The 25,965-nt window shown below is 45.3% G+C and carries 30 protein-coding genes; 2 read left to right on the forward strand and 28 right to left on the reverse strand.

Features of this window, described 5'->3' with window-relative positions:
- Positions 1 to 3: 3 nt before the first annotated feature.
- The 8 genes from ABFV83_RS07045 to ABFV83_RS07080 form a co-directional block, all read right to left on the reverse strand.
- Positions 4 to 966, reverse strand: coding sequence for an RluA family pseudouridine synthase (locus ABFV83_RS07045; protein WP_349948883.1), 963 nt, complete (start codon positions 964 to 966; stop codon positions 4 to 6).
- 114 nt (positions 967 to 1,080) lie between these two features.
- Positions 1,081 to 1,650, reverse strand: coding sequence for an O-linked GlcNAc transferase-like protein (locus ABFV83_RS07050; RefSeq protein ID WP_349948198.1), 570 nt, complete (start codon positions 1,648 to 1,650; stop codon positions 1,081 to 1,083).
- 48 nt (positions 1,651 to 1,698) lie between these two features.
- Entirely contained in the window at positions 1,699 to 2,469 is a 771-nt protein-coding gene (locus ABFV83_RS07055; protein WP_349948199.1) for an SDR family NAD(P)-dependent oxidoreductase, read from the reverse strand.
- Positions 2,470 to 2,501: 32 nt separating this feature from the next.
- Positions 2,502 to 4,442 (reverse strand): YgiQ family radical SAM protein, encoded by a 1,941-nt coding sequence (locus tag ABFV83_RS07060; RefSeq protein ID WP_349948200.1) that lies wholly within the window; start codon positions 4,440 to 4,442, stop codon positions 2,502 to 2,504.
- On the reverse strand, positions 4,439 to 5,104 hold the full coding sequence (locus tag ABFV83_RS07065) for an HAD family phosphatase (protein WP_349948201.1): 666 nt from the start codon (positions 5,102 to 5,104) through the stop codon (positions 4,439 to 4,441). Before ABFV83_RS07065 ends, ABFV83_RS07060 begins: the two co-directional genes overlap by 4 nt.
- Positions 5,105 to 5,133: 29 nt before the next feature.
- A complete protein-coding gene (locus ABFV83_RS07070; protein WP_349948202.1) occupies positions 5,134 to 5,856 on the reverse strand; it encodes a pseudouridine synthase in 723 nt (240 codons plus the stop codon).
- A complete protein-coding gene (locus tag ABFV83_RS07075; protein WP_349948203.1) occupies positions 5,856 to 7,220 on the reverse strand; it encodes an RsmB/NOP family class I SAM-dependent RNA methyltransferase in 1,365 nt (454 codons plus the stop codon). The genes ABFV83_RS07070 and ABFV83_RS07075 overlap by 1 nt, the downstream gene beginning before the upstream one ends.
- A gap of 205 nt (positions 7,221 to 7,425) precedes the next feature.
- Positions 7,426 to 8,229: a M23 family metallopeptidase gene (locus ABFV83_RS07080; protein WP_349948884.1), complete on the reverse strand. Its 804-nt coding sequence runs from the start codon at positions 8,227 to 8,229 to the stop codon at positions 7,426 to 7,428.
- Positions 8,230 to 8,286: 57 nt separating this feature from the next.
- Between ABFV83_RS07080 and ABFV83_RS07085 the strand changes: the two genes are divergently transcribed.
- On the forward strand, positions 8,287 to 9,213 hold the full coding sequence (locus ABFV83_RS07085; RefSeq protein ID WP_349948204.1) for a nucleoside recognition protein: 927 nt from the start codon (positions 8,287 to 8,289) through the stop codon (positions 9,211 to 9,213).
- Here ABFV83_RS07085 and ABFV83_RS07090 read toward each other — a convergent pair.
- From ABFV83_RS07090 to ABFV83_RS07130, 9 genes are all read right to left on the reverse strand, one after another.
- A complete protein-coding gene (locus ABFV83_RS07090; protein ID WP_349948205.1) occupies positions 9,170 to 9,751 on the reverse strand; it encodes a vacuolar family H+-ATPase subunit H in 582 nt (193 codons plus the stop codon). The genes ABFV83_RS07085 and ABFV83_RS07090 overlap by 44 nt on opposite strands.
- A 20-nt stretch (positions 9,752 to 9,771) precedes the next feature.
- A complete protein-coding gene (coaD, locus tag ABFV83_RS07095) occupies positions 9,772 to 10,260 on the reverse strand; it encodes a pantetheine-phosphate adenylyltransferase (RefSeq protein ID WP_349948206.1) in 489 nt (162 codons plus the stop codon).
- Entirely contained in the window at positions 10,257 to 10,838 is a 582-nt protein-coding gene (gene rsmD, locus ABFV83_RS07100) for a 16S rRNA (guanine(966)-N(2))-methyltransferase RsmD (protein ID WP_349948207.1), read from the reverse strand. The genes coaD and rsmD overlap by 4 nt, the downstream gene beginning before the upstream one ends.
- 200 nt (positions 10,839 to 11,038) lie before the next feature.
- On the reverse strand, positions 11,039 to 11,242 hold the full coding sequence (locus tag ABFV83_RS07105) for a small, acid-soluble spore protein, alpha/beta type (RefSeq protein WP_054737683.1): 204 nt from the start codon (positions 11,240 to 11,242) through the stop codon (positions 11,039 to 11,041).
- Between the two features lie 182 nt (positions 11,243 to 11,424).
- The gene (gene udk, locus ABFV83_RS07110) at positions 11,425 to 12,048 is read right to left on the reverse strand and encodes a uridine kinase (RefSeq protein WP_054737682.1); all 624 of its coding nucleotides are present in this window, start codon (positions 12,046 to 12,048) and stop codon (positions 11,425 to 11,427) included.
- 98 nt (positions 12,049 to 12,146) lie between these two features.
- Positions 12,147 to 12,842, reverse strand: coding sequence for a DUF975 family protein (locus ABFV83_RS07115; protein ID WP_349948208.1), 696 nt, complete (start codon positions 12,840 to 12,842; stop codon positions 12,147 to 12,149).
- Positions 12,843 to 12,952: 110 nt separating this feature from the next.
- Positions 12,953 to 15,004 (reverse strand): ATP-dependent DNA helicase RecG, encoded by a 2,052-nt coding sequence (gene recG, locus ABFV83_RS07120; RefSeq protein ID WP_349948209.1) that lies wholly within the window; start codon positions 15,002 to 15,004, stop codon positions 12,953 to 12,955.
- A 90-nt stretch (positions 15,005 to 15,094) separates the two neighbouring features.
- Complete coding sequence (locus ABFV83_RS07125; protein WP_349948210.1) at positions 15,095 to 16,768, reverse strand: DAK2 domain-containing protein; 1,674 nt, start codon at positions 16,766 to 16,768, stop codon at positions 15,095 to 15,097.
- Positions 16,769 to 16,782: 14 nt separating this feature from the next.
- Entirely contained in the window at positions 16,783 to 17,139 is a 357-nt protein-coding gene (locus tag ABFV83_RS07130; RefSeq protein WP_054737680.1) for an Asp23/Gls24 family envelope stress response protein, read from the reverse strand.
- 168 nt (positions 17,140 to 17,307) lie between these two features.
- Between ABFV83_RS07130 and rpmB the strand changes: the two genes are divergently transcribed.
- On the forward strand, positions 17,308 to 17,496 hold the full coding sequence (rpmB, locus tag ABFV83_RS07135; RefSeq protein WP_025233002.1) for a 50S ribosomal protein L28: 189 nt from the start codon (positions 17,308 to 17,310) through the stop codon (positions 17,494 to 17,496).
- A gap of 109 nt (positions 17,497 to 17,605) precedes the next feature.
- On the opposite strand, the gene ABFV83_RS07140 is transcribed toward rpmB, so the two are convergent.
- From ABFV83_RS07140 to ABFV83_RS07190, 11 genes are all read right to left on the reverse strand, one after another.
- Positions 17,606 to 17,743, reverse strand: coding sequence for a hypothetical protein (locus ABFV83_RS07140; protein WP_013272624.1), 138 nt, complete (start codon positions 17,741 to 17,743; stop codon positions 17,606 to 17,608).
- 54 nt (positions 17,744 to 17,797) lie between these two features.
- Positions 17,798 to 18,208: a GerW family sporulation protein gene (locus tag ABFV83_RS07145; protein WP_349948211.1), complete on the reverse strand. Its 411-nt coding sequence runs from the start codon at positions 18,206 to 18,208 to the stop codon at positions 17,798 to 17,800.
- Position 18,209: 1 nt separating this feature from the next.
- Positions 18,210 to 19,148 carry a DUF2953 domain-containing protein gene (locus ABFV83_RS07150; RefSeq protein ID WP_349948212.1) on the reverse strand — a complete coding sequence of 313 codons (939 nt, stop codon included), beginning with the start codon at positions 19,146 to 19,148 and terminating at the stop codon, positions 18,210 to 18,212.
- Positions 19,149 to 19,155: 7 nt separating this feature from the next.
- Entirely contained in the window at positions 19,156 to 19,533 is a 378-nt protein-coding gene (locus ABFV83_RS07155; RefSeq protein WP_349948213.1) for a hypothetical protein, read from the reverse strand.
- The gene (locus tag ABFV83_RS07160) at positions 19,511 to 20,839 is read right to left on the reverse strand and encodes a hypothetical protein (RefSeq protein WP_349948214.1); all 1,329 of its coding nucleotides are present in this window, start codon (positions 20,837 to 20,839) and stop codon (positions 19,511 to 19,513) included. Before ABFV83_RS07160 ends, ABFV83_RS07155 begins: the two co-directional genes overlap by 23 nt.
- Before the next feature lie 34 nt (positions 20,840 to 20,873).
- Positions 20,874 to 22,121, reverse strand: a complete 1,248-nt coding sequence (locus ABFV83_RS07165; protein ID WP_349948215.1) for a competence/damage-inducible protein A — start codon at positions 22,119 to 22,121, stop codon at positions 20,874 to 20,876.
- 2 nt (positions 22,122 to 22,123) lie between these two features.
- Positions 22,124 to 22,666, reverse strand: coding sequence for a CDP-diacylglycerol--glycerol-3-phosphate 3-phosphatidyltransferase (gene pgsA / locus ABFV83_RS07170; protein ID WP_349948216.1), 543 nt, complete (start codon positions 22,664 to 22,666; stop codon positions 22,124 to 22,126).
- Positions 22,650 to 23,990: a 30S ribosomal protein S12 methylthiotransferase RimO gene (gene rimO / locus ABFV83_RS07175; protein WP_349948217.1), complete on the reverse strand. Its 1,341-nt coding sequence runs from the start codon at positions 23,988 to 23,990 to the stop codon at positions 22,650 to 22,652. Before rimO ends, pgsA begins: the two co-directional genes overlap by 17 nt.
- A 95-nt stretch (positions 23,991 to 24,085) precedes the next feature.
- A complete protein-coding gene (gene rpoZ, locus ABFV83_RS07180) occupies positions 24,086 to 24,340 on the reverse strand; it encodes a DNA-directed RNA polymerase subunit omega (protein WP_013272616.1) in 255 nt (84 codons plus the stop codon).
- A 26-nt stretch (positions 24,341 to 24,366) separates the two neighbouring features.
- Positions 24,367 to 24,987: a guanylate kinase gene (gmk, locus tag ABFV83_RS07185; RefSeq protein WP_349948218.1), complete on the reverse strand. Its 621-nt coding sequence runs from the start codon at positions 24,985 to 24,987 to the stop codon at positions 24,367 to 24,369.
- A 15-nt stretch (positions 24,988 to 25,002) separates the two neighbouring features.
- Complete coding sequence (locus ABFV83_RS07190) at positions 25,003 to 25,881, reverse strand: YicC/YloC family endoribonuclease (protein ID WP_349948219.1); 879 nt, start codon at positions 25,879 to 25,881, stop codon at positions 25,003 to 25,005.
- Between the last annotated feature and the right edge of the window lie 84 nt (positions 25,882 to 25,965).

A 25,965-nucleotide genomic window follows, 5' to 3' on the forward strand; every position in this document is an offset into this window, starting at 1 on the left:
CTCCTATCTCCAGTCCCTGCATATTTTTGAAAAGGTCTTTGGCAGAGGCGCATAATAGGTGCGGCCGGATAAATAGGCAAGAGGCTCCGGAAACTCAGGGAATGTTACCTGATAAGAATGGAGAAGCTGGGAATTGATATGGTAAAGTCTTTTTGCTTCCTCATTGACCCTGGTGTCCCCATATTTATAATCTCCTACGATCGGATGCCCGATGGAAGATAAATGGGCACGGATCTGATGGGTGCGTCCTGTGATCAGAGTTACCTTAAGGAGGGTATAACCTTCATACCACCTAACAGGCTCATATTCTGTCACAATAGGAGCGCTTCCCGGGACCTCCTGCTTATGGACCGTTACCTGATTGGATGCTTCCGACTTTGTCAAATAGCCTGTGATCACCTGTCTGTCTGTAATCTTACCCTTTACCACACACTGGTAATACTTATGAATGCTCCTGTCCTTAAAAGAGGCAGACATAAGCTGAAGACCTGCCAGGGACTTACCTCCTACCACCAAACCGCTGGTATTCCGGTCCAGACGGTTGCACACGGAAGGACGGAAGCTCCTTAACTGATTTGTTGATAACTGTCCGCTTGATACCAGATAATCGATCATGTATTCCACCAGGGATTCATCCGATTCCCTGGCTTTCTGGGAAAGCATGCCGGCCGGTTTGTTTACCAAAAGGATGTGCTCATCCTCATATATAATGCTCAAAGAGACTTTCTTTACCTCCTGAAGCTTAACCTGGGAAAATTTTCCAATGGTTTCATCAGAAAGAAAAAGCCTGACTTCGTCTCCTTCTACAAGCTTTTCCGAACCTTCGCACTTTTTTCCGTTTAAAGTGATGTTTTTCTTTCTCATCATCTTATAAAGAAAGCTTTTTTCTGCCAGATTCAAATATTTGGAAAGCAGTTTATCCAAACGCTGCCCTGCTTCATTTTTCGATACAATCAAAGACTGCATGTTCTGTCCTTTCAATATTATTGCCGCATATTTTCGCATAGAGGGATACCCTGGGGGTATCCCTCTATGACTATTGCCATGAGCTTTGGCATAAAGGTATTTCTGTCCTGCCGATTACATGGACAGGCTTTTTAGCAGCGTGATCCCACGCTCCACGCTGTCGTCATCCGTGTACTCTGCTTCCGGTCTCAAGCCGGAAAGGCTGTTTAAAAATTCCTCCTCATCCAGCATGAGCCTTACATCCATCTTTAGCTGATGGCTGAGGAACATATCCTTTAAAAAACATTCTGCCTTTCCGGTATCCAGCCTTTTGGCAGTACAGTAAGCGTAGACGCCGGTGGGATGAACCACAGCTGCATCCACCGGTATGATGGCTTCCCTTGAGGTAATAATCAGATCGTAAAGCATTCTGCATTTTCCTTCATGGAGATAAACTTTTTTATAAAGTTCGTCCGGCAGCGTTTTGTACTTCCAGGAGGCCAGAAGGGGCGAAGCCCAATTGGCCACCGGAAGTACGGAAAGAATGGCTGTGACTGTCAGGATGTTTTTCCAGGATGAGCTGTCTGCCATAGCCCGGGCCAATAGCTGTATGAGTATCAGGGCCGCCCCGAAAAGGACCTTCCTAAGTTCTGTTCTTCTGTGATAATTACGGTAACCGTACTGTCCCTTCCTGTATCGTTTCACTTTTGTATTCCTCTTCCTTTGCCTGCTGTTGTCAAGCGGATATTCGCATTAAATAACCTTCATTAACCCCTTCATAAGACGAAAGATTGCGGTGTGAGGCACTGTTTTGCATAAAAACCGGAAGGCCTTCATGGTGGTTCCATATACGGAAACCGGACGCCCCATCATGCTGTCCCGCAAAGCCAGACGCACCACCTTTTTAGGACTCGCCATCACCACCCGCTTATAAAGAGGAATCTCTCCTGTCGTTTCCGCAATATCGAAAAATTCAGTTCTAACAGGTCCCGGGCATACTGCCGTCACATAGATTCCCTTTCCCTTCAGTTCTTCATTCAGCGCCCTGCTATAGCTTAACACAAAGGATTTTGTAGCCGCATAAATGGCAAAACCAGGCTGGGGCAAAAAGGAGGCTGCAGAGGAAAACTGTATGATGCGGCTGTTTAATGACATATAGGGAAGAACCATATGGGTCACAGCGCAGAGGGCTTTGCAGTTTAACTCCACCATGCCCATTTCATCCCCTATGTTTATGGTCCCTACATCGCCGATTTTCCCATAGCCTGCCGCATTGATCAGCCACTTTACATCCGGCTTTTCTTTTGCCAGGATATCCTGTAAGCTCATCAGCCTGCTGTCATCCGTTAAGTCAATGGCAAAAGACCGGACCTTAACCGGGACAAGCGGGGACAACTCCTCCAGCCGTTCCTCTCTCCTGGCAATAGCCCATATTTCTCCAATTCCATTAAAACGGTCAGCAATCTGCATGATAAATTCTCTTCCCATGCCGGAAGACGCGCCTGTTACAATGGCAATCTTCATAATTGATTCCTTCTTTTCTTTTATTTTTGGATTTATTTTTTTCCTGCTTTTTTATGGACGTTCCTTATGGTCTTTTTCTTGTGTTCCCGGCGGTCTTTTGTCTCTGGAGCCAGCCTTCTATTCCCGCTGCCAGGATTCTTCCCTGTTCTATTGTCTGAGAAACCTCCCGGGGCACCTGCTCTTGGACGGATCAGGCATTTTTTGTCATACCCGATCAAATCGGTGCGGCCTGCCAGCCTTAATGCCTCAGAAACCAATTCATAGTTTTTCGGATTCCGGTACTGGATCAATGCCCTTTGCATGGCCTTTTCATGGGGATTGACCGGCACATACACCTTTTCCATGGTACGTGGATCATATCCCGTGTAATACATGCAGGTGGATATGGTGGAAGGCGTTGGATAAAAGTCCTGGACCTGCTCCGGCATGTATCCTAAATCCCGTAAATATTCCGCAAGTTCTATGGCTTCCGAAAGCCCTGAGCCTGGATGAGAGGACATTAAATAAGGCACCAGATACTGTTTCACTCCAAGCCGCCCATTCATTTCGTTATATTCCTTCACAAACTGGCGGTATACCTGATTCCGGGGTTTCCCCATTTTTGAAAGCACCTTATCTGAAACATGCTCCGGGGCTACTTTTAACTGTCCGCTGACATGGTACTGGCAAAGCTCCTTTATAAACTTTTTGCCGGGGTCCGCCAGCACATAGTCGAACCGGATTCCGGAACGGATGAATACTTTTTTCACCTTTGGCAGGCTTCTTAACTTTCTCAGTAATTCAATATAGTCCGTATGGTCCGCTTTTAAATTCCTGCAAGGCTCCGGGAACAGGCACTGCCGGTTGGAGCAGGCTCCCTTTGTCATCTGTTTTTCACAGGCCGGTGACCTGAAATCCGCCGTAGGCCCGCCTACGTCATGGATATATCCCTTAAAGTCCGGCTCTTCTGTCAAAAGCTTTGCCTCCTCCAAAAGGGAACTATGGCTTCTGGCCTGTATGATCCTGCCCTGATGGAACGTAAGGGCACAGAAGCTGCAGGCACCAAAACAGCCCCGGTTGCTGATCAGGCTGAATTTAATTTCACGAATGGCCGGAACTCCCCAAAGCTCCTCATAGGAAGGATGGTAATTCCTCAAATAAGGTAGGGCATACACCTCATCCATCTCCTCCATGGAAAGAGGCTTGGCCGGAGGATTCTGAACCACAAACAGATTGTCCTTATATGGCTCCACCAGACGTTTTCCGGTAAATGGGTCCGTATTATTATACTGAATATAATAGCTTTTTGCATATTCTTCTTTTTCGGCCTTCATTTTATCAAAAGAAGGAAGGATCTGGGCATCATATACGGATTCCAGGCTGTCTGTCTTATAGACAGTCCCATCGATAAAGGTAATATCCTTGATGTCGATTCCGCTGTTTAATGCGTCCGCAATTTCTACAATGGATTTTTCCCCCATCCCATAAGAGATTAAATCCGCCTGGGAATCGATCAGGATGGAATGCTTTAACCGGTCCGACCAGTAATCGTAATGGGCAAGGCGCCTTAAGCTTGCTTCAATGCCGCCGATGATGACAGGAGCTTTCTTATATGCAGACCGGATCAGGTTGCAGTAGACCGTAACCGCATAGTCCGGACGCTTTCCCATGATCCCTCCCGGTGTATAGGCGTCCTGCTGCCTGCGTTTTTTTGAAACAGAGTAATGATTTACCATGGAATCCATGTTGCCGCCTGAAACCAGGAAACCAAGGCGGGGCTCCCCTAAAACCTGGATGCTTGCCCGATCCTTCCAGTCCGGCTGGGATATGATTCCCACCTTATATCCATGGGCCTCTAACAGGCGGCTGATGATGGCATGGCCAAAGGATGGATGATCTACATAGGCATCTCCGGTGACATAGATAAAGTCACATTGTTTCCAACCTCTGATATTCATATCAGACCGGCTCATGGGAAGATAATCGTGCATCATGATTTTTCGACCTTTCTTTTCAGTATCTGGTGATAATCGTATATAAAGTAGTCAGCCAGCTCCCGTTTTTCTTCTTCCATCTCTTTGGAAAATTCATCGTCAATGGCGCAGACCGTCATTCCTGCCCGCTTTCCTGCCAGAATCCCGGCAGGGACATCCTCAAAGACCAGGCAATTAGCCGGAGATACGGAAAGATCTCCGGCAACCTTTAAATAAATATCCGGTGCAGGCTTTCCATAAGTCACCTCACAGGAAGTAGCCACTACCTGAAAATATTGCCCGATATTTAAGGAATCAATCACCGCATCCACCATCTGTCTTCCATTGCTGGTTGCGATTCCGGTCTTTAATCCCATTTGGGTGATGTATTTAAGAAACTCGCCGGCTCCCGGTTTTAACCAAACCTCATTCCTGTATTTTTCAATGGACATTTCCGTCCACACATTTTTAATCTCCTCAAGGGATTCCTTCAGTTTAAAACGCTCTTTAAAATAAAAAGCCGTTTCCGAAAAGCTCATCCCTTCAATCTCCTTTTGCAGATCTTCCGGACATGCAAGCCCTCTGCTGCCAAGAAATTCTATATCAATGGATTTCCACATCCACATGGAATCGACCAGTGTTCCATCCAGATCAAAAATCACTGCTTTCTTTTGCTCTAACATTCTCTGCTTTTGTCTTCCTTTCCTTTTCCTTAACCTTTTAATCCCCGGATCTCTTCCTCTGAAAGCGGGCGGTATTCCCCTGGCATTAACGCCTCATCTAAGATCAGGCTTCCCATAGACATCCTCTTTAAGTATATCACACGGCACCCAAGAGTTTCAAACATCCGCTTTACCTGATGAAATTTTCCTTCCCGGATGGTCAGGTGAATTTCAGAAGGCGCTTCTCCCTTTCCCTGCTTTAGCACTTCTAAATACGCCGGCAGCGTAGGAGTACCATCGGAAAGCACAAGTCCTTCCTCCATGCGTTCCTTTGCATCAGGCGGAATTTCCCCCTCTATCCTGGCGAAATAAACCTTATCCACATGCTTTTTGGGAGACAGAAGCTGATGAGCCAGGTCTCCGTCATTGGTAATGAGAAGAAGCCCCTCCGTATCAATATCCAGCCGTCCCACCGGAAAAAGATCATCCCTTTTCCGTGACTTAATAAGGCTTACCACTGTTCCATACCGGGAATCTTCAGTAGCAGATACCACGCCCTGAGGCTTGTTTAACATATAGTATTCAAACCGGACATAGGAAACCGGACGCCCATCAACGGATACCTGATGCTGTTCCGGATCAATTTTACGCTCCGCTCTTTTCTCCGGTATGCCGTCTACCAGAATTCTGCCTTTTCTGGCCATCTCCTTGATCTGGCTTCGCGTTCCTTCTCCCATCTCCGTTAAATATTTATCAAGTCTTAGTTCCTTCATTATTGCCACCGCCATCCCGGATAGTATTTGTTTTTCAATGTCCCTCCGCCTCCTTTGGCAAAGCCCAGCGGAAAGCCTTCCACACAGACCAGGCACCAGCCTTTTATGGGTTCCTCCCCATCTTTTAAGGAAATGGTTTCCCCTTTTAAATAGCGGATCACCCTCTCATCCTGCTTTTCCCAGGAAATAGCCTGTTTGAACTCTTCCGGCTTTAAGGCCATGGCAAACGCCTGTCCCGGCTCAAAACGGCCCTTCTTCATCTCTCCCAGGAAAAGTCCGGTCCTTAAGTAGCGCAGTCCATTATTATTGTCTGGGAAATGTTCCGGCAAATAGTAAACCATGTCATTCTTGATCCGGATACGGGAACGCTCCAGGGGCTTTGATACCATGGAAAGGAAATCAGAAAGTCCATCAGGCAGAGGAAGCTGTTTGCTGCCAGCCTTCCCGAAAGTTTCATATCTTTCCGGGCGGTCTTTCTTTTGCAGCATTGCCATAAAATGCCCTTCCCCCCTGATCTTATGGGGAAAAAGGCGGAGGCAGCCGGTAAGACCGATCCCACCCTTAGCCCCTTCAAAAAGAGGAAGCTTAATCAACTCCATTTCCTCATGGCAATCCAGGGTCTTGCTGATGATATCTTCATTTTCACAGACGGAAAACGTACAGGTGGAGTATAAAAGAAGCCCGCCGGGAGCAAGCATGTCTACTGCCTGATCCATAATTTCCCTTTGGATTGCAGCATAATACTCCGGTCCGTGTTCCTCATAGCTTTTTACCATATCTGCATCCTTACGGAACATCCCTTCTCCCGAGCAGGGAGCGTCTACCAGTACTTTATCAAAAAATCCGCCGAAGGTTTCCTTTAATTTCTTTGGTTCCTCGCTGGTGACACAAATATTTTCAATTCCCCACAATTCCAGATTTTTAAGCAAGGCCTTTGCCCTGGAATTGCTGATGTCATTGGACACCAAAAGACCTTTGCCTTTCAGCTTTGCCCCCAGCTCCGTACTCTTCCCTCCAGGCGCTGCGCACAGATCAAGGACCTTGTCTCCCGGCACCACCGGAAGCAGGCTTGCCGGTGTCATGGCACTGGGTTCCTGGAGATAGTAAAGCCCGGCGTAATAATAAGGATCTTTGGCCGGACGTTCATCTCCCTCATAGTAAAAACCGTTATGGATCCAGGGAACGGGTTCAAGCTTAAGGGTTGTCATTTTAGTAAATTCTTCCGGGGTTATTTTAAGAGTATTGACTCGCAGCCCATAGAGCCGTTCTTCATCAAAGCTTCTTAAATATGCTTCATACTCCTCTTCCCCTAATAAATTTTTCATTCTGTTTAAAAATTCTTCCGAAATCTTTCGTTCTTTCACGTTGTCGCTCCTATATGTTAAGGAAGTTCCTTTTACTTTCAGCTCATCAAACAGCTAATTTACTGAATTCAGGCAGTACAGCCTTTCCTTCATTAAGTAAATTATGCCTATGTAAGCATCTTAATATAGCTTATGGAAATTTGCAAGGCAAGATTTTAGCCCATCCATCCGATTATCGGAAGCGCCTTTTGCTTCCGATAATGTACTAATACGAATATTTCAACCGGTATTTCTCCAGATATTTTAAGACCCAGTATGGATTGACGCTCATCTCCTCATTATGGTCGGTCCGCAAATAAATTCCCAAATGCAAATGGACCGGGAAATTGCCGGTAGTCCCCTCTACCTGGCTGTAGCCGGTGTCACCCATAAACCCCAAAAGCTCTCCTGCCCTTACTTCGTCCCCTTCCTTCCACTGCCTGCTGTAACCGTAAAGATGGGCATAATAAAGATAGGCTCCCTTTGGAGTCCGAATCCCGATCCGCCAGCCTCCCTTTTCTAACCACCCCACTTTTTCCACCACTCCATCACTTATGCTGACCACCGGATAATGCCCTCTGGGCTGCTCCGTTCCCATGATGTCGCAGCCTTCATGTCCACGTTCTCCCCCATAAGTCCTTGTATCCATCCAGCCGTTTTGATAGCTTATATCCGGGGAACCGGATTGGACGGTTTTGGGGATCGGAAAATACTTTAAATCAGTTAAAATGGTCTCATAGGCCTGGCGAAGCTTTCTATACTCCGCCGGCTTTACCTTTAAGAGTCTGTCCGTATGGGTAGCAGGGTCAGTGACCCCTGTCAGATCATATTGATGCTCCACCATTAAGGAAGCCAAAGTATCGTAATCAAGAGAATCCCATTCTGCCACCATTTTTCCAAGCTTTAAGTTTCTGAAATCATCGCTTTCCCAGGTATAAGCGTCAAGCTGGTAAAAGGTAGGATTATTATACAGGTAATCGATCATGGTTACCTGGAAAACGGAAAGGATCAGGATGAAAAGAAGAATCACCATCATATCAGTCATGCCATTTCATATAATTATATAAAACAATCTATTCAGGTGTACATGAAAAAATCCTTTTTCCGTCTTCTTTCCGTTGCCGCCTTGGTTCTGCTGCTTTTATTTCCGGCCATTGCCTTTGAAGGGGCAAGAAACGGACTTGTTTTATGGGGCTCTGTGGTCGTGCCCACTCTTTTGCCCTTTATGATATGCTCGAATGTCATTGTGGCCTTAAATGCAATCCACATCCTTATTTTTCCTGTCAGAAGGATCCTTCACCGGTTCTTCTGTCTTTCGGATGCCGGAAGCTATACACTTATCTCCGGTCTCCTCTGCGGTTATCCCATGGGAGCAAGGACCTGCAGTGATTTTATGGATCATAAACGCATCTCGGAAAAAGAAGGAAAATATCTTTTAGCCATATGCAATCATCCCAGCCCCATGTTTTTATTAGGTTATGCCGCCGGGGGACTTCCCCCGTCAGTACCGGCCTGGCTCCTTCTTGCCTGTGTCTACCTGCCCATATTTCCTGTTTCCATAGCCGCCCGGAGCTGTTATGGCATAAACGGGCCTGCCCAGTCCCTTCCTATAACCAGAGAATCCCCCAAATCTTTTGATGACAGCCTGATAGATTCCTGCGAAGTCATGGTAAAAATCGGGGGATATATCATGCTTTTTTCCATCCTGGCCCTTTACATAACTACGATTCCCATAGACCTTCCCCAATATAAGGCTCTTATCCTGGGATTTGTTGAGATCACCACAGGGATCAAGGCCGTTTCCCAAGCCTTTTCAGGGATGTCCGGCGGCTTATGGATCGGGGCTGTAACCGCATTCGGAGGATTATCCGGTATCTTCCAGACAAAGAGTGTTATAAAAAATGCCGGATTATCCATCCGGCACTATGTAGCTTGGAAAGTACTTCACAGCTTCCTTACCATCATATTTTTTATTCTGTTGTCCCGTCTTCTTCTGCTCCTGCCATGGGCGTGACTGCTCCTGTCAGCTCCTGGCGGTTAGAGGAAACAATATCATAGCTTGACTGCATGGAAGTCATAAAGGCATCAAAACGGCCTTGTGCCCCTTCCATGGAATGACTGATTATTGTCTGAAGACTCTTTAACATATCATCCGTATACTGAACAGAGCTTTGTCTGATGCCATTGGCGTCAGATACTGCCTGTTCCACGATCTGCTGGGCCTGGCCGTTTGCCTGTTCAATGATATCATTGGCCTGGGTGTATGCTTTCTGCATGATCTCATGCTCATTGACCAGCTCATTTGTCTGAGCATTGGCCTGGGCCAAAATAGAATCCGCCTGCTGGCGGGCTTCATTCATAATGGCATCCCGGTTACTGATGATCTTCTGGTACTGCTTGATCTCATCCGGAATGCGCAGACGAAGTTCTACCAGAAGCTCTTCAAGTTCATCCCTGTTGACCACGATCTTGCTGTTTGAGAGCGGCTGGTACTTGCAGCTGTCAATATATTCTTCAATTTCACCGATTAACTGTTCAATTCTGCTCATCATAATACGAACACTCCTTACTCTTATTTCATTCTATCTTCCATCTTCTTCTTTACACGCTCCGCAACCCATGCAGGTACAAACGTGTTTATCTCCCCGCCATAGGCGGCAATCTCCTTCACAATGCTGGAACTCAAGTAAGAATATTTTAAATTCGTCGTCAAAAACACAGTATCAATCTCCGGAGCTATAACCCGGTTTGTCTGTGCGATCTGCAATTCATATTCAAAATCCGTTACAGCCCGAAGCCCGCGAATGACTGCATCCGCCTGATTAGCTCGTACAAAATCAACTAATAGCCCTCCAAAGGACTTCACCTCTACATTGGGAATATCTTTGGTAAGGCTCTTTAACATATTAACACGTTCTTCTACAGAAAACAACGGCGTTTTTGAATTATTATTTAAAACTCCAATGATCAGATGATCCGACATTCTGGCGGAACGTTCAATAATATCCAAATGGCCAAAAGTCACCGGATCAAAGCTTCCCGGATACACTGCTTTTCTCATACGATTTCTTCCTTTTCCTTTAGCTCTTTCTTTGCAGCAAACAAATGCTTATTCGTCTTATAATCCTTTTCCCTTATAATCCGGTATCCCAGATTCTCCAGATAATCAAAGGAGGTTTCCAAAGAGGCTTCCACGATAATGGTCGTATCCTCATCAATCAGGCTGGAACCGGCCAGATACTCCAGGACCTTTTTTTCCCAATCATTATTATAGGGAGGGTCCATAAATACAAAATCAAACACATACCCTTTCCCTTCCAGTCTTCTAAGTCCTGTCATGATGTCGCAGTTCATCACAACAGCCCCGTCTTCCAGTCTTGTGGTCTTTAAATTCTCACGGATGCATTCTGCTGCTTTCTGGCTCTGTTCCACCATAACCGCCAGCCTGGCTCCCCGGCTAAGTGCCTCTATTCCAATGGCCCCGCTTCCGGAGAATAAATCCAGAAAACAGCAGTCAGGCATGTCCCCATGAATCATATTAAAAAGTGTTTCTTTAATTCTATCTGTGGTAGGCCGTGTATCCTGCCCCTCTATGGTCTTTAAAACAAGCCTTCTGGCTTTCCCCGCAATTACTCTCATAACAATTCCTCACTTTATTTTTCCAAACCATTATAGTATGAATCCGAAAGATATACAACTGATTCCTCAAAAAAAATAGGAGCCGCAGCTCCTATAACTGATTATCAGTTACGAAACTGCAGCTCCCGGTTTCCCTTCCATTATCCTTTTTTACCTGGCATAATGTTTATACAAAGGGTGTTTCTTTGTTTTTTTACAGATTATTTACCTGCCATCTGTCTTTCCTGGGCTTCGATCATCTTCTTAACCATATAGCCGCCTACGGAACCATTCTGAGCGGAAGTTAAGTTTCCGTTATAACCGTTGGTTAACGGAACACCAATCTCATTGGCAACTTCCATTTTAAAACGATTCATTGCTTCCTTTGCTTCTGGTACATTTGTAGTATTAGAGCTACCTGACATAATGATATGCCTCCTTTTCATCTATTCACCATGTTTTGCTTTTTTAATAATTCATGGTGTGTTTTGTGCTACACTCCTATTATGGCTGGAATAGAATGAAATACACTAGAAGGTTTTTCGTAAAATGTTAATTTTTAGGGAAAAAATCGAGGCTTCATAAACATTCTCATGCAGATCCGTTTTTAGTCCTCCTGACCAGTCTCCAATATCTTTTCAATATTCGTTTTCACCAACTGGAAGGCAACCTCATTCATGCCGCTGTTTATGATAACATCCGCCATGGGCTTCGTAGGTTCTACATACAAATAATGCATCGGCTTAACCGTGGTTAAGTACTGTTCCACAACGCCTTCGATATCCCGGCCTCTTTCCTTAACATCCCGGATCACACGGCGAAGAATCCGTTCATCGGCATCAGCTTCCACAAAGATTTTTATATCAAACATGCTCCTTAAGCGCTCATCTGCAAAAACCAGGATCCCCTCGACTAGAATAACCTTTTTAGGCTCTACCTTCACCACATTTTGTGAACGGTTGTGCATGGAATAATCATAAACAGGGCAATCAACAGCTTCTCCTGCCCGCAGCTTACGAAGCTGCTCCAGCAAAAGCTCTGTTTCAAAAGCTTCGGGATGGTCATAATTCATCTTCTTTCTCTCTTCAAAAGAAATTCCATCCTGCTTTTTATAATAATTATCATGATAAATAACCGCAATATCGTCACAAAATGCAGCCTTTAACCGGTTGGTAAAGGTCGACTTCCCTGAACCGGTTCCTCCGGCAATTCCAATTAATACACACTTCATCTTCCGTGCTCCTCCACTTATTTGCCATATAAGCCGCATATCTTCATAAATAATCCAAGGGTCCAACCTCTTAAAAAAGAATTGAACCCTTTGATCGTTTACTCAAATACAGCCTCTTCCTCATATACAACAGTTTTTGGCTTTACTTCATTATAATAATTAGCAAAAGTAACCTTCATATAGGGATAAACATAAATATAAGCCAGGCCACAGGTAACAAGGCCCAAAAGCTGCCATAAAATAAAGGACAGCTCCAGAACAAAGTATTCCCACTTATTCCCTGCCATCATTTCCTTACTTTCACGGATACACTGCATGATACCTTTACTGGGATCCTCAACCATAATAAAAATGGCCTGTGAATAGCGGTAAGCAGCTATGATTCCCGGAATGATAAGAAGTAATGCCCATAAGAAAGTAAGCAGGGACACCATAAGAAGCAATCCCAGTGCTTTAAAAAAATACCTTACGGTGCTGAATAAATCTCCATATGACATAGTATTATCCCTGTTAGCAACCTTTAAACAGTAAGACTGATATCCGAACTGGATAATCGTGCTGATAAGAATATTAATAATAAAAAAAACAATGCTGCTGGCAGCAAACGTACCTACCTGGCCTGCATCCCCATAAGCGCCGGCGTTATCTATCATTTCCTGCCATATATTCAGAAATCCCTGCACAACAGATAATACAACCATAATGACACCTAAAATTATCGTGACCATATAAGGGCTTACAAGGGCCTCCCTCATAGCATCTTTTGCATCCATTTTTAAAGCTTTTCTACTCATTACATTCCTCCTGCTTCCATATTCTGATAATTTTACGTAAATAAGTTTATCATTTGCCGTCGATTATTGCAAATATTTTCTGCAAAAAACATAAGATCAGATGATTTTAACTACAAATTAAGCTTATCATAGCTTTTCTCAAGATACTCTTTTAACTTGCCCCTAAGCTCCTGGTGTTCCTCTTTTTCCAGCTCCGGGTCCTCTTCAAAAAGCCGTTTCACTTCATCTGATACGATCTTTAACAGATTGGCATCCGTAAAAATATCACCAAGCTTAAATTCCAGGTCCCCGCTCTGCCTGATACCGAAAATATCACCGGGCCCCCGAAGCTTTAAATCCTCTGAGGCAATAAAAAAGCCGTCATTGGACTGATTTAAAATATCCAGACGCTCTTTTGTCCCCTCCTGGTCCGAGGCTCCTACCATAATACAGTATGACTGGTATTTTCCACGCCCTACACGCCCTCTCAGCTGGTGAAGCTGAGCCAGGCCAAAGCGCTCTGCATTTTCGATCATCATGACTGTTGCATTGGGAACGTTTACTCCTACCTCGATTACAGTTGTGGATACCAGAACCTTGATTTCCCCACAGGCAAATTTCTCCATGATCCCGTTTTTTTCTTTTGGCTTCATTTTCCCGTGAAGGTATTCCACAGAAATTCCCGGAAGCGCCTCCCTTAAGGTCTTGGTATAATCCACTACATTTTCCGCATCAATCATCTCGCTGGCTTCCACCATAGGGCAGATCACATAGGCCTGGCGTCCGCTTGCTGTCTCTTTCCGGATAAACTCATAGGCTTTCCCCCGGTAGCCGGTATCCACAACACAGTTTTTAATTGGCAAACGGTTTGCAGGAAGCTCATCAATAACAGAAATGTCCAGATCCCCATAAATGATAATAGCCAGGGTCCGCGGGATGGGCGTGGCGCTCATTACCAGAACATGAGGCTCCTCACCCTTTTTCCCCAGCATTTCCCGTTGGCTGACTCCGAACCGGTGCTGTTCATCGGTAATTACCAGCGCCAGATTGTCGTATACTACCTTCTCCTGAATAAGGGCATGGGTTCCGATAATAACATCCGCCTCATGGGAAGCAATCTTTTCGTAGGCAATCCTTTTTTCCTTTGCCGTCATGGAGCCTGTAACGAGTATGGGTTTTTTGCCGATCTGATGCATGGCAAACAGCTCTGTCATGGATTCAAAATGCTGCTTTGCCAGTACCTCCGTAGGCGCCATTAATGCTCCCTGATATCCGTTATACGCCGCCTGAAGAAGGGCGAGTATGGCGATGATCGTCTTGCCGGAGCCTACGTCCCCCTGAATAAGCCGGTTCATAACACGTCCTCCTGAAAGATCGCCGTATACCTCATTTAAAACCTTTTCCTGGGCACCAGTCAGGGAATAGGGAAGGCTTTTCTTTAAAGACTCCACCTGGGGAGAGAGATTTAAAATATAAGCACTTTTTTTATCTTCTCTTTTGTCTCTTAAACGCCGGACCGCCATGAGAAAAAGAAAAAACTCATCAAACACCAGCCTTTTTCTGGCAAATAGCAGTTCGTTCCGGTCCGTCGGAAAATGAATATGTTCAATGGCAAAATTATATTCCGCCAATTCGTGTTTTTTGCGCAAATCATAAGGCATATAATCCCGCACCATGCCCCGAAGGCTTAAGGCCTGCCTTTGGGCTCTGACAATAGTTTTATTGCTCAGTCCCTTGGTCTGGCCGTAAACAGGCTGCATGGAATGAATCACCTGCTCATAGGCCTCTGCCGTAAATACCTCAGGCTGTTCCATGATCAGACGTCCCTTTTTCTTTACCACCCTGCCACGGAAAACAGCCCTCATTCCCGCTTTTAAAGTGGAGTGAAGGTAGGGCATGTTATACCAGGTAAGCAAAAGGGTTCCCGTCACATCTTTTAAAGTCGTTGTGATGACCTGGATGTGGCTGTACCGCTTTACATCCGGAGTCTTATAAAGCATTCCGGCTACGCTCATCACCTGATCCGGCTTAAGATCCCCAATGGGACAAGGCTCTTCATAGGTGTCATAAGCTCTCGGATAATATTCCAGAAGATCCCCAACGGTTATGACTCCCACCTTTTGAAACAATTTTCCTGTTTTTTCTCCGATTCCCTTTAAGGAATCAATTGGCTCCCGGTTCAAAGACAGGTTCCCTCCTCTCTTTTTTCCTGCACAGCAAAACCGGGCAGACAGGCCTCGTCTGCCCGGTATAAAAAATGCCGCTGGCTCTTTTTATTCTACAGATATAAGATAATAATAAATCGGCTGTCCGCCTGCATGAAGCTCTACCTCGCAGTGGGAAAACAGCTCTTCCGCTTTTTCCTTGAGCTCTTTTGCATCCGCTTCACTGACATCCTTACCATAATAAACGGTCACTAATTCAGACTCTTCTTCTACCATGGATTTAAGGGCTTCCAGCACCGTGGATTCAACTTCTTTTCCAACCGCCAGAATTCCATTATCCCCCAATGCCATGATATCTCCTTCCCGGATCTCAATGTCATCGATCATTGTATTCCGGACCGCATAGGTAACTTGCCCGGTTTTTACGCGGGACATCTCTTCTGTCATGATCTTTTCATTATCCTCCGGTGATAAATCCGGAGCAAAATTGATGATGGCAGTGATTCCCTGAGGTATGGTCTTTGAAGGAATCACAATGACCTTCTTATCCTCTACCAGGCTTTTTGCCTGCTCGGCCGCCAATATGATGTTTTTATTGTTCGGGAGGATGTAAATGGTGTCGGCATTTACCCGTTCAATGGCATTCAGCATATCCTCTGTGCTGGGATTCATGGTCTGTCCGCCCTGGATCAGATAGTCTGCACCGATCCCCCGGAATATTTCATCAAGACCTTCTCCGGCAGAAACGGAAATAAAGCCATAGGGCTTTCTCTGCTCCACCTTTTTTTCGTTCTCAGCCTTCTGCTGAGCCGCCAGTTTTTCTGATTCTTTAATCAGTTTTTCCTGGTGCTCTTCCCTCATATTATCGATCTTCATACGGGATAAGGAGCCATAAGTAAGGGCCTTCTGGATTGCAAGTCCCGGGTCATTGGTGTGGACATGGACCTTTACCACGTCATCGTCCGAAACAACCACAATGGATTCGCCGATGGATTCCAGATATTCCTTAAATTCATGCTCCTTCTTATCATCATAGTGATTTTCCAGGTTAATGATGAATTCGGTACAGTAACCGAACCGGATATCAATGTCAGCAGATTGCGCCCCATGGGCTGCAGCTGAAGCAGCCGGCTGCCTTATAACCTCTACAGATAAGTCCACCTCCTTGCCCATCAGGCAGTCAAAGGCTCCCTTCATTACCTGCATAAGCCCCTGACCGCCGGAATCCACTACTCCGGCCTGTTTTAAAACCGGAAGCATCTCCGGCGTCTGGCTCAATACGTAATCACCGTGATCGATCACCTTCTGACCGAACTCAAGGATATCTTCTGTTTCGGTAACCAACTCTGCAGCCTTCTCTGCCATTCCTCTGGCTACAGTGAGAATGGTTCCCTCTTTAGGCTTCATTACCGCTTTATAAGCAGTTTCCGTTGCCCTTACAAAGGAATTGGCTAAAACGGTGGCAGTCACCTGATTGGCAGCAGCGATCTCTTTTGTGAAACCCCGGAACAACTGGGACAGGATCACACCGGAATTTCCTCTCGCTCCTCTTAAAGAACCAGAGGAAATCGCTTTAGCTAACGTTTCCATGGTAGGATTCTCAATGGCGGCAACTTCTTTTGCCGCCGCCATGATGGTCATGGTCATGTTGGTTCCGGTATCTCCATCCGGCACTGGAAACACATTCAGTTCGTTAATCCATTCTTTCTTCGCTTCCAGTCCTTTTGCTCCTGCCAGAAATGCCTTCTGCAGCATTTTGGCGTCTATAAACTTCATACCCACGGGTAGTTTCCTCCTTAATCAATCACTCTTACGCCTTCGACAAAAATGTTTATCTTATCTACTGTCATACCTGTGAATTCTTCTACTTTGTATTTTACATTTTCAATCAAGTTATCCGCCACCGCAGAAATGCTGACCCCATAGGCTACAATTACATGGAAATCGATGGTGATATGGTTGTCCTGGATGTTCACATTAATACCGTGAGTCAGGCCTTCCCGTTTTAAAAGCTTAACAAGTCCGTCTTTCATACTGACAGCCGCCATACCGACGATACCAAAGCATTCCACTGCAGTCGTTCCGGCATACATAGCGATAACATCAGGGCTTACCTGGATCTCGCCCAGTCTATTGTTAATATAACCCTTCATAGTCTTTACCTCCGTTCTTTCTGTCTGATTTGATTATACATGATTTTTCCAAAAAAAGAAACAAATTTTTAATTTTCACTTGCAAATCCATGTGTTTTCTGTTATCATACATTTGTTGTGGATTTTTCAACCATAAAAAGTCCAAGTCGCTTTTAAGGAGGTGCAATCATGGCTAAATGTGCAATTTGTGAAAAAGCTGCTCACTTTGGCAACGCAGTGAGCCATTCCCATAGAAGATCCAATAAGATGTGGAAAGCAAATGTAAAGTCCGTTAAAGTAAAAGTTAATGGCGGCGCTAATAAGAAGATGTACGTATGTACTTCCTGCTTAAGATCCGGATTAGTTGAAAGAGCTTAATCGAAGGAAACTCCTGGCTAGCATCAGTCAGGAGTATTTTTTTGTCATTTTATCATGAGGCCTGCCCTCTTAAAAGGCTGGCCTCATTTATTTTAACAGCATTGCTTGATCAGCAGCAGAACAGGTTATATCCCAGTACCAGACATCCAATGATAAACAGGATCGTTACGATAGTCGCCGGGATAAAAAGCAGGATTGCCATGCCCGCTCCGAAGCAGAACAGCATAAGTCCGCATACTCTTCTCATATCATCCCTCAATCCATTCAGGCTATATGACATCCTATGCGGCTTATCCCTTTCTTATTCTTCCGCTTTTTTCTTATCTTCTGCAGCGGCCATCTCCTCCGCCACCTTTAAGGCTTCCGGAGAAACCTCTTTTGAACCGCCGGCAAATTTATTGACAAAATCCGGAACCATATCCAGAATTTTCGTTACAGCATCCTGCTGCTTGATATTTACCAGCTTTGTTACTCCATTCTGGATGATGAGCACCGCACTGGGACTCATCTTTGCATGCATGCCTCCTGCCCCGTTTTTCTTTGCATCTCCTGCAAAGGATCCGGCAGCCATGCCGCAGGTCACATCCACCAAAGGCAGAATGATCGTATCATCTACCTTTACCGCATCTCCTACCACAGTTTTTGTTGCCACAAAAGAATCCATTCCCTTAAACAGCGACTCTACTGTAGATGTAAAATTATTCTCTGCCACGTTAAGCAATTCCTCCTTTATGAAGCCATCCCTTTAATAAACGCCTGAAATTCTTATTAAACAGCATACGCGATCCAATGAAAAGAACCGTCCCCGTACGGATCCTGCCCCGAAATGTTCCTTCCGCCGTAAACACAGTCCGGTCAAAAACAGGATACAGGTTTAAATGCTTATGGCAGAGCGGATAAACAACGCTTGCATAGGTGAGCACCTGGCCGGTCAGATAAGGGTCGTCAAAGCCAAAGGTTATGTTTCCCTTTCCCCGGCGGGGAAGAATATGACGGATCAGTTTTTTTCCCTGCCTAAAAAGCAGCTTTACGGTCTTCTGGTTCTCCTTATTGGAAATCCAGGCATGAATCTCATCTTTTTTGTCTTTTATTGTTCTCAGTGTATCACAGATCCGCAGGAAAAAAAACTTAAGTTTTGTAAAAGCCATAAGAACCTTTTCCTTGACCCTTGCAAACAGCTTCTTAATCCCGAATCTTTTTTTCTTTTTTGGTTCTTTCTTTGGAAGTGGAAAATTCTTTGATTCCTCCTTTGGAGGCGGCAGGCTCCTGGGTTTTTCCTGAATCCTGCCATCAATCTCATCTTTCACTTCCGGTACTTCTTTTATGGGTTCCGGTTCCATGACTTCCATGGCCTGAACCATGATTTCTTCCGCTTCCTTAAGCTCTGAATCCATCTTCTTCGGTTTTCCTATACGAAAGCCGAAGAACCGGACCCTTACGATTAAATCCTCCTCGTACTGGGCTGACACGGAAAGGATATGTAAAAGCCAGGTAATCCTGGCCTTTCCCTTCACCTTTCCGTCATAGGACCCTTCTGCCTGGTAACGGACCGGGACCAGAAGGACCAGCAGAACCACAGAGAGGATAAGCCCTAAAACAATAAGCACCAGCAGCCCTAAGATTTTAAGTATAAACAAAATTATATGAAGCATGAACACCTCACACCTTACCGGCTTCTTTCCCTGCTTTCACCCTTGCATTTGGGGCATGCAGGTATCCCTGTTCCTCTATAAAAGCAGACAGATCAAAGCCTCCTGTTTTCCGGTACATATCACTAATGATATTCCCTGCCACCTCTAACGCTTCCCAATATCCGGACGCAATTCCCAAAATGAGAAATTCCTCCTCCCGGTAAAGGGGCCATAAAAGCGTCATTGCCGGATAGATATCAAGTATATTATTCCCATTTATGGCAGGCGTAATCACATAAATCCCTGGCCCAGGTTTTAACCTGCGGATTCCCTGAATGATCCGGTAACGTTTCTTCTTCGCTTTCTCGCCTACGTACAAACGGTCAAACCAGCTTATTTTCATCATCCATCAGCTCTTCCAATAATTCCTTGCAAGTTTCCTTTTCCGCTTCATCCAGGCAGCTTTTTAAACTTCCTTCGATATATGCCTGTATTTCCTCAATTGAATTAAAATAGACAGGAAGGTCTGATAAAACCTTAGCCATGATGGCCCGTACCACAGGCCTGGAAACGCCGGAGAATACCTCTGAAAGTTCCTCAAAGTACTCCTTTGCCGTTTTCTCCAGGTAAGGACGGTCAACAACAGCCGTTTCTTCCGCCTCTCCTGCCTCTTTCTTCTCATTCCGGCCTTTTAATTCCACAAAAGAGCTTCCGGATAAAAGCCTGTCTACATTTACAGCTTTCACGTAATCCGGGTCTTTATTCCATTCATCGCTCTCTTCCGGCAGTTCAGTCCTTAAATAACGCTCATAGTAAGCTTCCTGCCTGCCTTCCAGCTGGGTAAGCCTGTCAAAAAACTCTTCTTTTGCAGCAGAGTAATCTTCTTTTTCAAACTTATCCAGTATCTCTCCCACCATGGAGCAGTAAAGCTCCTCCTCCTTCACATCAATGACCGCTTCCGGCCTGGCAAACACCAGGACGCAAAAATCATTGATAATCTCCTGAAGCATGATGTAAAGGCCGGATTCATCTATAAGCCCCTGGCAGGCAATGGCAAGCTTTGAAGAAGCTTCTTCATAGCCTTCGGCTGTCATATTGGTGTAATCCTCATGGCGGAACTGTTCCAAAAGCTCAAACAAGTCCTTATGCCCCTCTTCCATTCCCAAAGGAAGCTTTGTCATGGATTCCGTTCGGAGGGTATACATCATATCTTTCAGATTTTCCAAGGGAGAACCAATGTAAACGGACAGTCCTTCCATGACAAGGCTGAAAAACTTCTGTTTTGTCAGACGGACCGGAAGCTGGCCGATGATCTGCCTGATTCTTCCGTTCATAACAGCTGTTTCCCTTGTATCCCTTACAAATCCTGTGAGACGCATGGCAAAGCTTTCATCATCATGTCCGGTTTCAGGCAAAGTCATAAACTTCCGTTCCAGACGGTTTAAAACATATTCATAAATCTGAAAGCAGTCGGTGTAGGAAGTCAGGACTTCCACCTCATGAGTGATATCCTCCCGAAGCTTAAGCAGTCCCTCTTCCACATCTTTTCCGGAGAAATGCTCCTTAAGCAGGCCGTTAAGCTGCCGGCAGTAAGCAATGATCCGGTCCGGAATCACCGGTTCTTCCCCTATGGTTTCAAATAAAGTATAATAATTCAGCACCAGCCTTACGTAGGAGTACTGGTACGCTGCAGTCATCTGTTTTTTCAGCAAACGGGTCTCCAAATTTATCTCCTTCCGGAAGGTCTCATGAATGGTAATTCTTAAGAATGGAACGGCGCAGCAGGTCCAGAGCCTTTACTACGGACTGTTCCCTGATTTTTTCCCGGTTCCCCTTAAAATGATATTCTTCCACCGAAACCTTGTCCTTCATATAGCAGGCCATGTAAACAAGTCCCACCGGCTTTTCTCCGTCAGAATCCGGTCCTGCAATTCCTGTCACTGCAATGCAGACATCCGAATCGGCCGCAAAAACACCTCCGATGGCCATTTCTTTGGCCGTCTGTTCGCTGACCGCACCGTATTTCTTTAAAGTACTTTTGCTTACATCAAGATGTTTTCTCTTTGCCTTGTTGGAATAGGTAATAAATCCTTCTTTGAACACCTGGGAAGCCCCAGGCACATTCACCAGACGTCCTGCGATCAGTCCTCCTGTACAGGATTCTGCCGTAGTCACCGTCAGATCATATTTTTTAAGGAGACGGACAACTGCCATTTCAATGGTCTCTTCTTCTTTTGTGGTATACACATCATCCCCAAAACGGCTTTTAATCTCTTTAACCACCGGCTTTAAAAGGCTTTTGGCGTCCTCATCACTTGATGCCTTTGCCGTGACTCTTAAATGCACCTCAGACGTTTTTGCATAGGTGGCAATGGTTGGATTGGACTGACCGTTAATTAAGTCAAGAATCTTTTTCTCTACCTGGCTCTCTCCATGTCCGCAGATCTTGACCATTTGAGAACGGATCACTTCAGGCTGCCCCTTCTGAAGATATGGAACTACCTTGCCGCGAAACAGAGGCTTTAATTCACCTGGAGGCCCTGGCAGCAGAATTGCCACCTTTCCATCCTTTTCCATAATAAGTCCGGGAGCAGTACCGTTGTCATTATCCAGTACCACCGCTCCCTGGGGAACAAGAGCCTGCTTCCAGTTATTATCCGGAATCTCTTTATAAATGCTGTTTTTAAAATACTCCCTGATTCTTTCCTTTGTATGGACATCTTCCACCAGAGAAAACCCCATAACCTCTGCACAGACCTCTTTTGTCAGATCATCCTCCGTTGGCCCCAGACCTCCGGTCAATATAACAACATCCGAGCGCTTTAAGGCTGTCTCAAAGACTTCTGAAAGCCGTTCTCTGTTATCGCCTACCGTAACCTGGTGGTACATGGAAAGTCCCAGAAGGGCACATTTCTCCGCCAGATACTGAGTGTTGGTATTTACAATATTTCCAAGAAGAAGTTCCGTTCCAACTGAAATCAGTTCAACAACCATGATCACATACTCCCTTCCGTAAGAACGCGGTAATTTTTTGCTATATAATCAACAAGTGAAACCACAGTAAGGACAGTGGCGATCCAGATAAATGCCGTTGTGACAAAGGACAATGCCGGAATATTCAGGATAAGAAGAACCGACATGACCATCTGGGACACCGTCTTAAACTTTCCCCAATAGCTTGCTGCAATCACCACCCCATTATCGGAAGCCACCAGACGGAAACCGCTGATAATAAATTCCCGGCTTATGATCACGATAACGATCCAGGCAGAAAGCTGCCCCAGAGCTGTAAAGCAGATAAGACCGGCACAGACCAGCAGCTTATCCGCCAGAGGATCCATAAACTTGCCAAAATTAGTCACCAGGCCATACTTTCTTGCAATCTTTCCATCCAGTAAGTCCGTAAAACTGGCCACAATGAATATGACCGCTGCAATGTAACGGTACGATGCATTTGCACCTCCGTCAAGCATCAGAAACAAAACAAAAAATGGAATCATAAAAACTCTTAAAATCGTAAGCTTATTCGGTAAATTCATCCTCCAACTCTCCTATCAAATCATATTCCATAGCCCCTGTCACCCGGACCCTGGCAAAATCACCTGACAACAGTTCTTCGCCCGTCTGAACAAAAATCATTCCATCCACACCTGGCCCATCCATATAAGTACGGCCTACATAGGCATTTTCATCCGCCACCTTGCCTTCAATCATGACCTCCAGGGTTTTCCCGATCATTGACCTGGAAAAGTCATAGGAAATCTCCTGCTGAAGCTCCATGATGGCATCACGGCGTTCCTCTTTTACCTCCTGCATAACCTGATCCAGGAATTCTGCAGCAGGTGTATCCTCTTCTGCGGAATATGCAAACACTCCCAAGCGCTGGAACTCCATCTCATCCACGAACTCCATCAGTTCTTCGTGATCTTCTTTAGTTTCCCCTGGAAATCCGGAGATCAGGGTGGTCCTAAGAGCCATATCCGGGATCTCTCTCCGAAGCTTCTCCACGATTTCCCGAAGCTGTGCCTGTGTAGTCCTGCGGCCCATGCGTTTTAAAATCCGGTCGCTGGCATGCTGAATGGGCAGATCAAGGTATTTACATATTTTCTCTTCTTCCTTAATGGTCTGGATCAGCTCATCCGTGATTTCTTCCGGATAACAGTACTGGATCCGGATCCACTGGATTCCGGGTATGCGGCATAAGCCTTTAAGCAGCTTTGGAAGTGATTTCTCCCCATATAGATCCACACCGTAAAGGGTTGTCTCCTGAGCAACTAAAATAAGTTCTTTTACCCCCTTCTCAGCCAGTCCTTCCGCTTCCTTTATCAGTCGTTCCATGGGAACGCTGCGGTAATTTCCCCGCAGAGAAGGAATGATACAGTAAGTACAATGCTTGTCACAGCCTTCTGCAATCTTTAAAAAGGCATAATGGCCTCCTGTTGTAAGAATCCGCTCTGTTTCCAGTTCCGGAAGCCCGTCCAGATCGTGAAAGCGCTGAACGTGTTCATTTCCGCCCAAAGCCTCTGACAGGACGTGAGAAATCTCGTCATAGGTGGAGGTTCCTAAAATACCATCCACTTCAGGAATCTCGTCTATGATCTCCTGTTTATACCGCTGGGCCAGACAGCCGGTTACAATCAATGCCTTGCATTTGCCGTCAACCTTTCTCTGGGCCATCTCCAGTATGGTATTTACGCTTTCCTCTTTCGCGTCACCGATGAAGCAGCAGGTATTGATCACAATCACATCCGCCTCATACTCATCATCCGTAAACGTATATCCGTCTTTATTCAGAAGGCCAAGCATCATCTCCGTATCTACGAGATTCTTGTCGCAGCCCAGTGAAACACATAATAACTTCATGTTTTAACTCCTGTCTTTCATTATAAAAGGTTTAGTCGATCGTAGATTATTTCATGAGAAAGGCCATCTCATCCAAAAGTGAGACGGCCTTCTTCCTAATTATCGTCTTCTTCTGTTGCATCCGCTTCGCTTAAAATCTTCACTTTGCCCTCATACAGTTCCTCTACGGCAACAGAAAGCGGTTTCTTACCGGCTCCCAAAATCTCCGGCTCTGAGCCGCCGATGATCTGCCTTGCTCTCTTGGCTGCGGCGATCACGATAGAATAACGACTCTGCACAACAGGAGCCTCTCCTGGCTCTACCTCGCTGTTTACTACATTAATTAAATCTGAATAAGATGGATGTAACATCTTTCATTCCCCTTTCTCAATCGGCTCTATATATTCTTTAATTCTTCCCGAATATGGGACAAAAATGCCATATTATTGGAAGCCCGGTTATGTTGTACCTGGATCATGCGGTGCATCTCTTCCACACAAGTGTCTATCTTATCATTAATGATGATATAATCATAGGCCTCCATGCCTTCCGCTTCCTCAGCCGCCCGGCGGAGTCTGGCATTAATCACATCCATGTTTTCTGTACCGCGGCCGATGAGACGGCGTTTTAATTCCTCAGCATTGGGAGGCATAACAAAAACCAAAATTGCTTCAGGGAAACGTTCCTTTACTTTTAGTGCCCCCTGAATTTCAATTTCCAGGATAACATCCTTCCCCATTCTCATCTGGTTTAAAACATATTCCTTGGGTGTGCCATAGTAATGGTTGACGTACTGGGCATATTCGATCAATTCTTCCTTTTCTATCATATCCTTAAAGCGTTCTTCTGCCACGAAGAAATATTCTCTGCCGTCTGCTTCTCCCTCTCTGGGATTTCTGGTTGTAGCAGAAATGGACAGCGCGTAATTATCATACCGTTTCAAAAGCTCCTTCATCAAGGTACCCTTACCTGCCCCTGAAAATCCGGATACGACTACCAATATGCCATTTTCATTCATGTTTCTGATACTCTCCTACTCAATATTCTGGATCTGTTCCCTTACCTTTTCAATCTCGGTCTTCAGCGCGATGGCCTTATCGGAGATTTCCAAGTCATTGGCTTTGGAAAGAATGGTATTCGCCTCCCGGTTCATCTCCTGAGCGATGAAATCCAGTTTTCTTCCCACACTCCCGCCTGCATTAAGCTCCGCACAGGTATTTTCAATGTGGCTTCTGAGCCTTACGGTCTCTTCATCCACACAGATTTTATCGGCAAAAATGGTAACTTCCGTGGCAATTCTTCCTTCATCAACAGAAGCGCCTGCCAGCAGTTCCTTCACCTTGTCCTCCAGCTTTGCTCTGTATTCCGAAAGAATCCTGGGGGACCGTTCTTCAATAAATTCCACAAGCTCAGTCATAAACTTAAGCTTTCCAAGGAGATCGTTCTTTAGGTTTTCTCCTTCTGCTACTCTGGTTTCCACAAAACGCTTTGCAGCTTCCTCAATGGTTTCTGAAAGAAGCTTCCACATCTGGTCCTCATCCTCAGGCACCTCTTCCATAATAAGGACCTCCGGGCATCTGGCCAGGGCCGATACTTTAATGTCGTTTTGAATTCCGAACTGTGCCTCCATCTTTGCGAAATAATCCATATATTCAGCAGCCAGCGCACTGTTATACTTCAAGCACAGTTTATTCTCTGTGTAATCCTCATAGGAAATGAATACATCAACCTTACCTCGCTGGATATAATTCTTTAACAGATTCCTGATTCCTGCTTCAAAGAAATTAAACTTTTTCGGCATCTTTATGCTTAAATCCAAATATCTGTGATTTACAGCTTTCATCTCGACGGAAATCTTATACTCATCCGTGACGGTTTCGCATCTGCCAAAACCTGTCATGCTCTTGATCATTCCATATGCCTCTCTTTCGCCATAGATATCATCCATTATAATTCATAATAAAATACAAGTCAATTGGTTTTAAATTTTACAGAA

This window comes from Lacrimispora sp. BS-2 (assembly GCF_040207125.1).
GTDB lineage: Bacteria > Bacillota > Clostridia > Lachnospirales > Lachnospiraceae > Lacrimispora.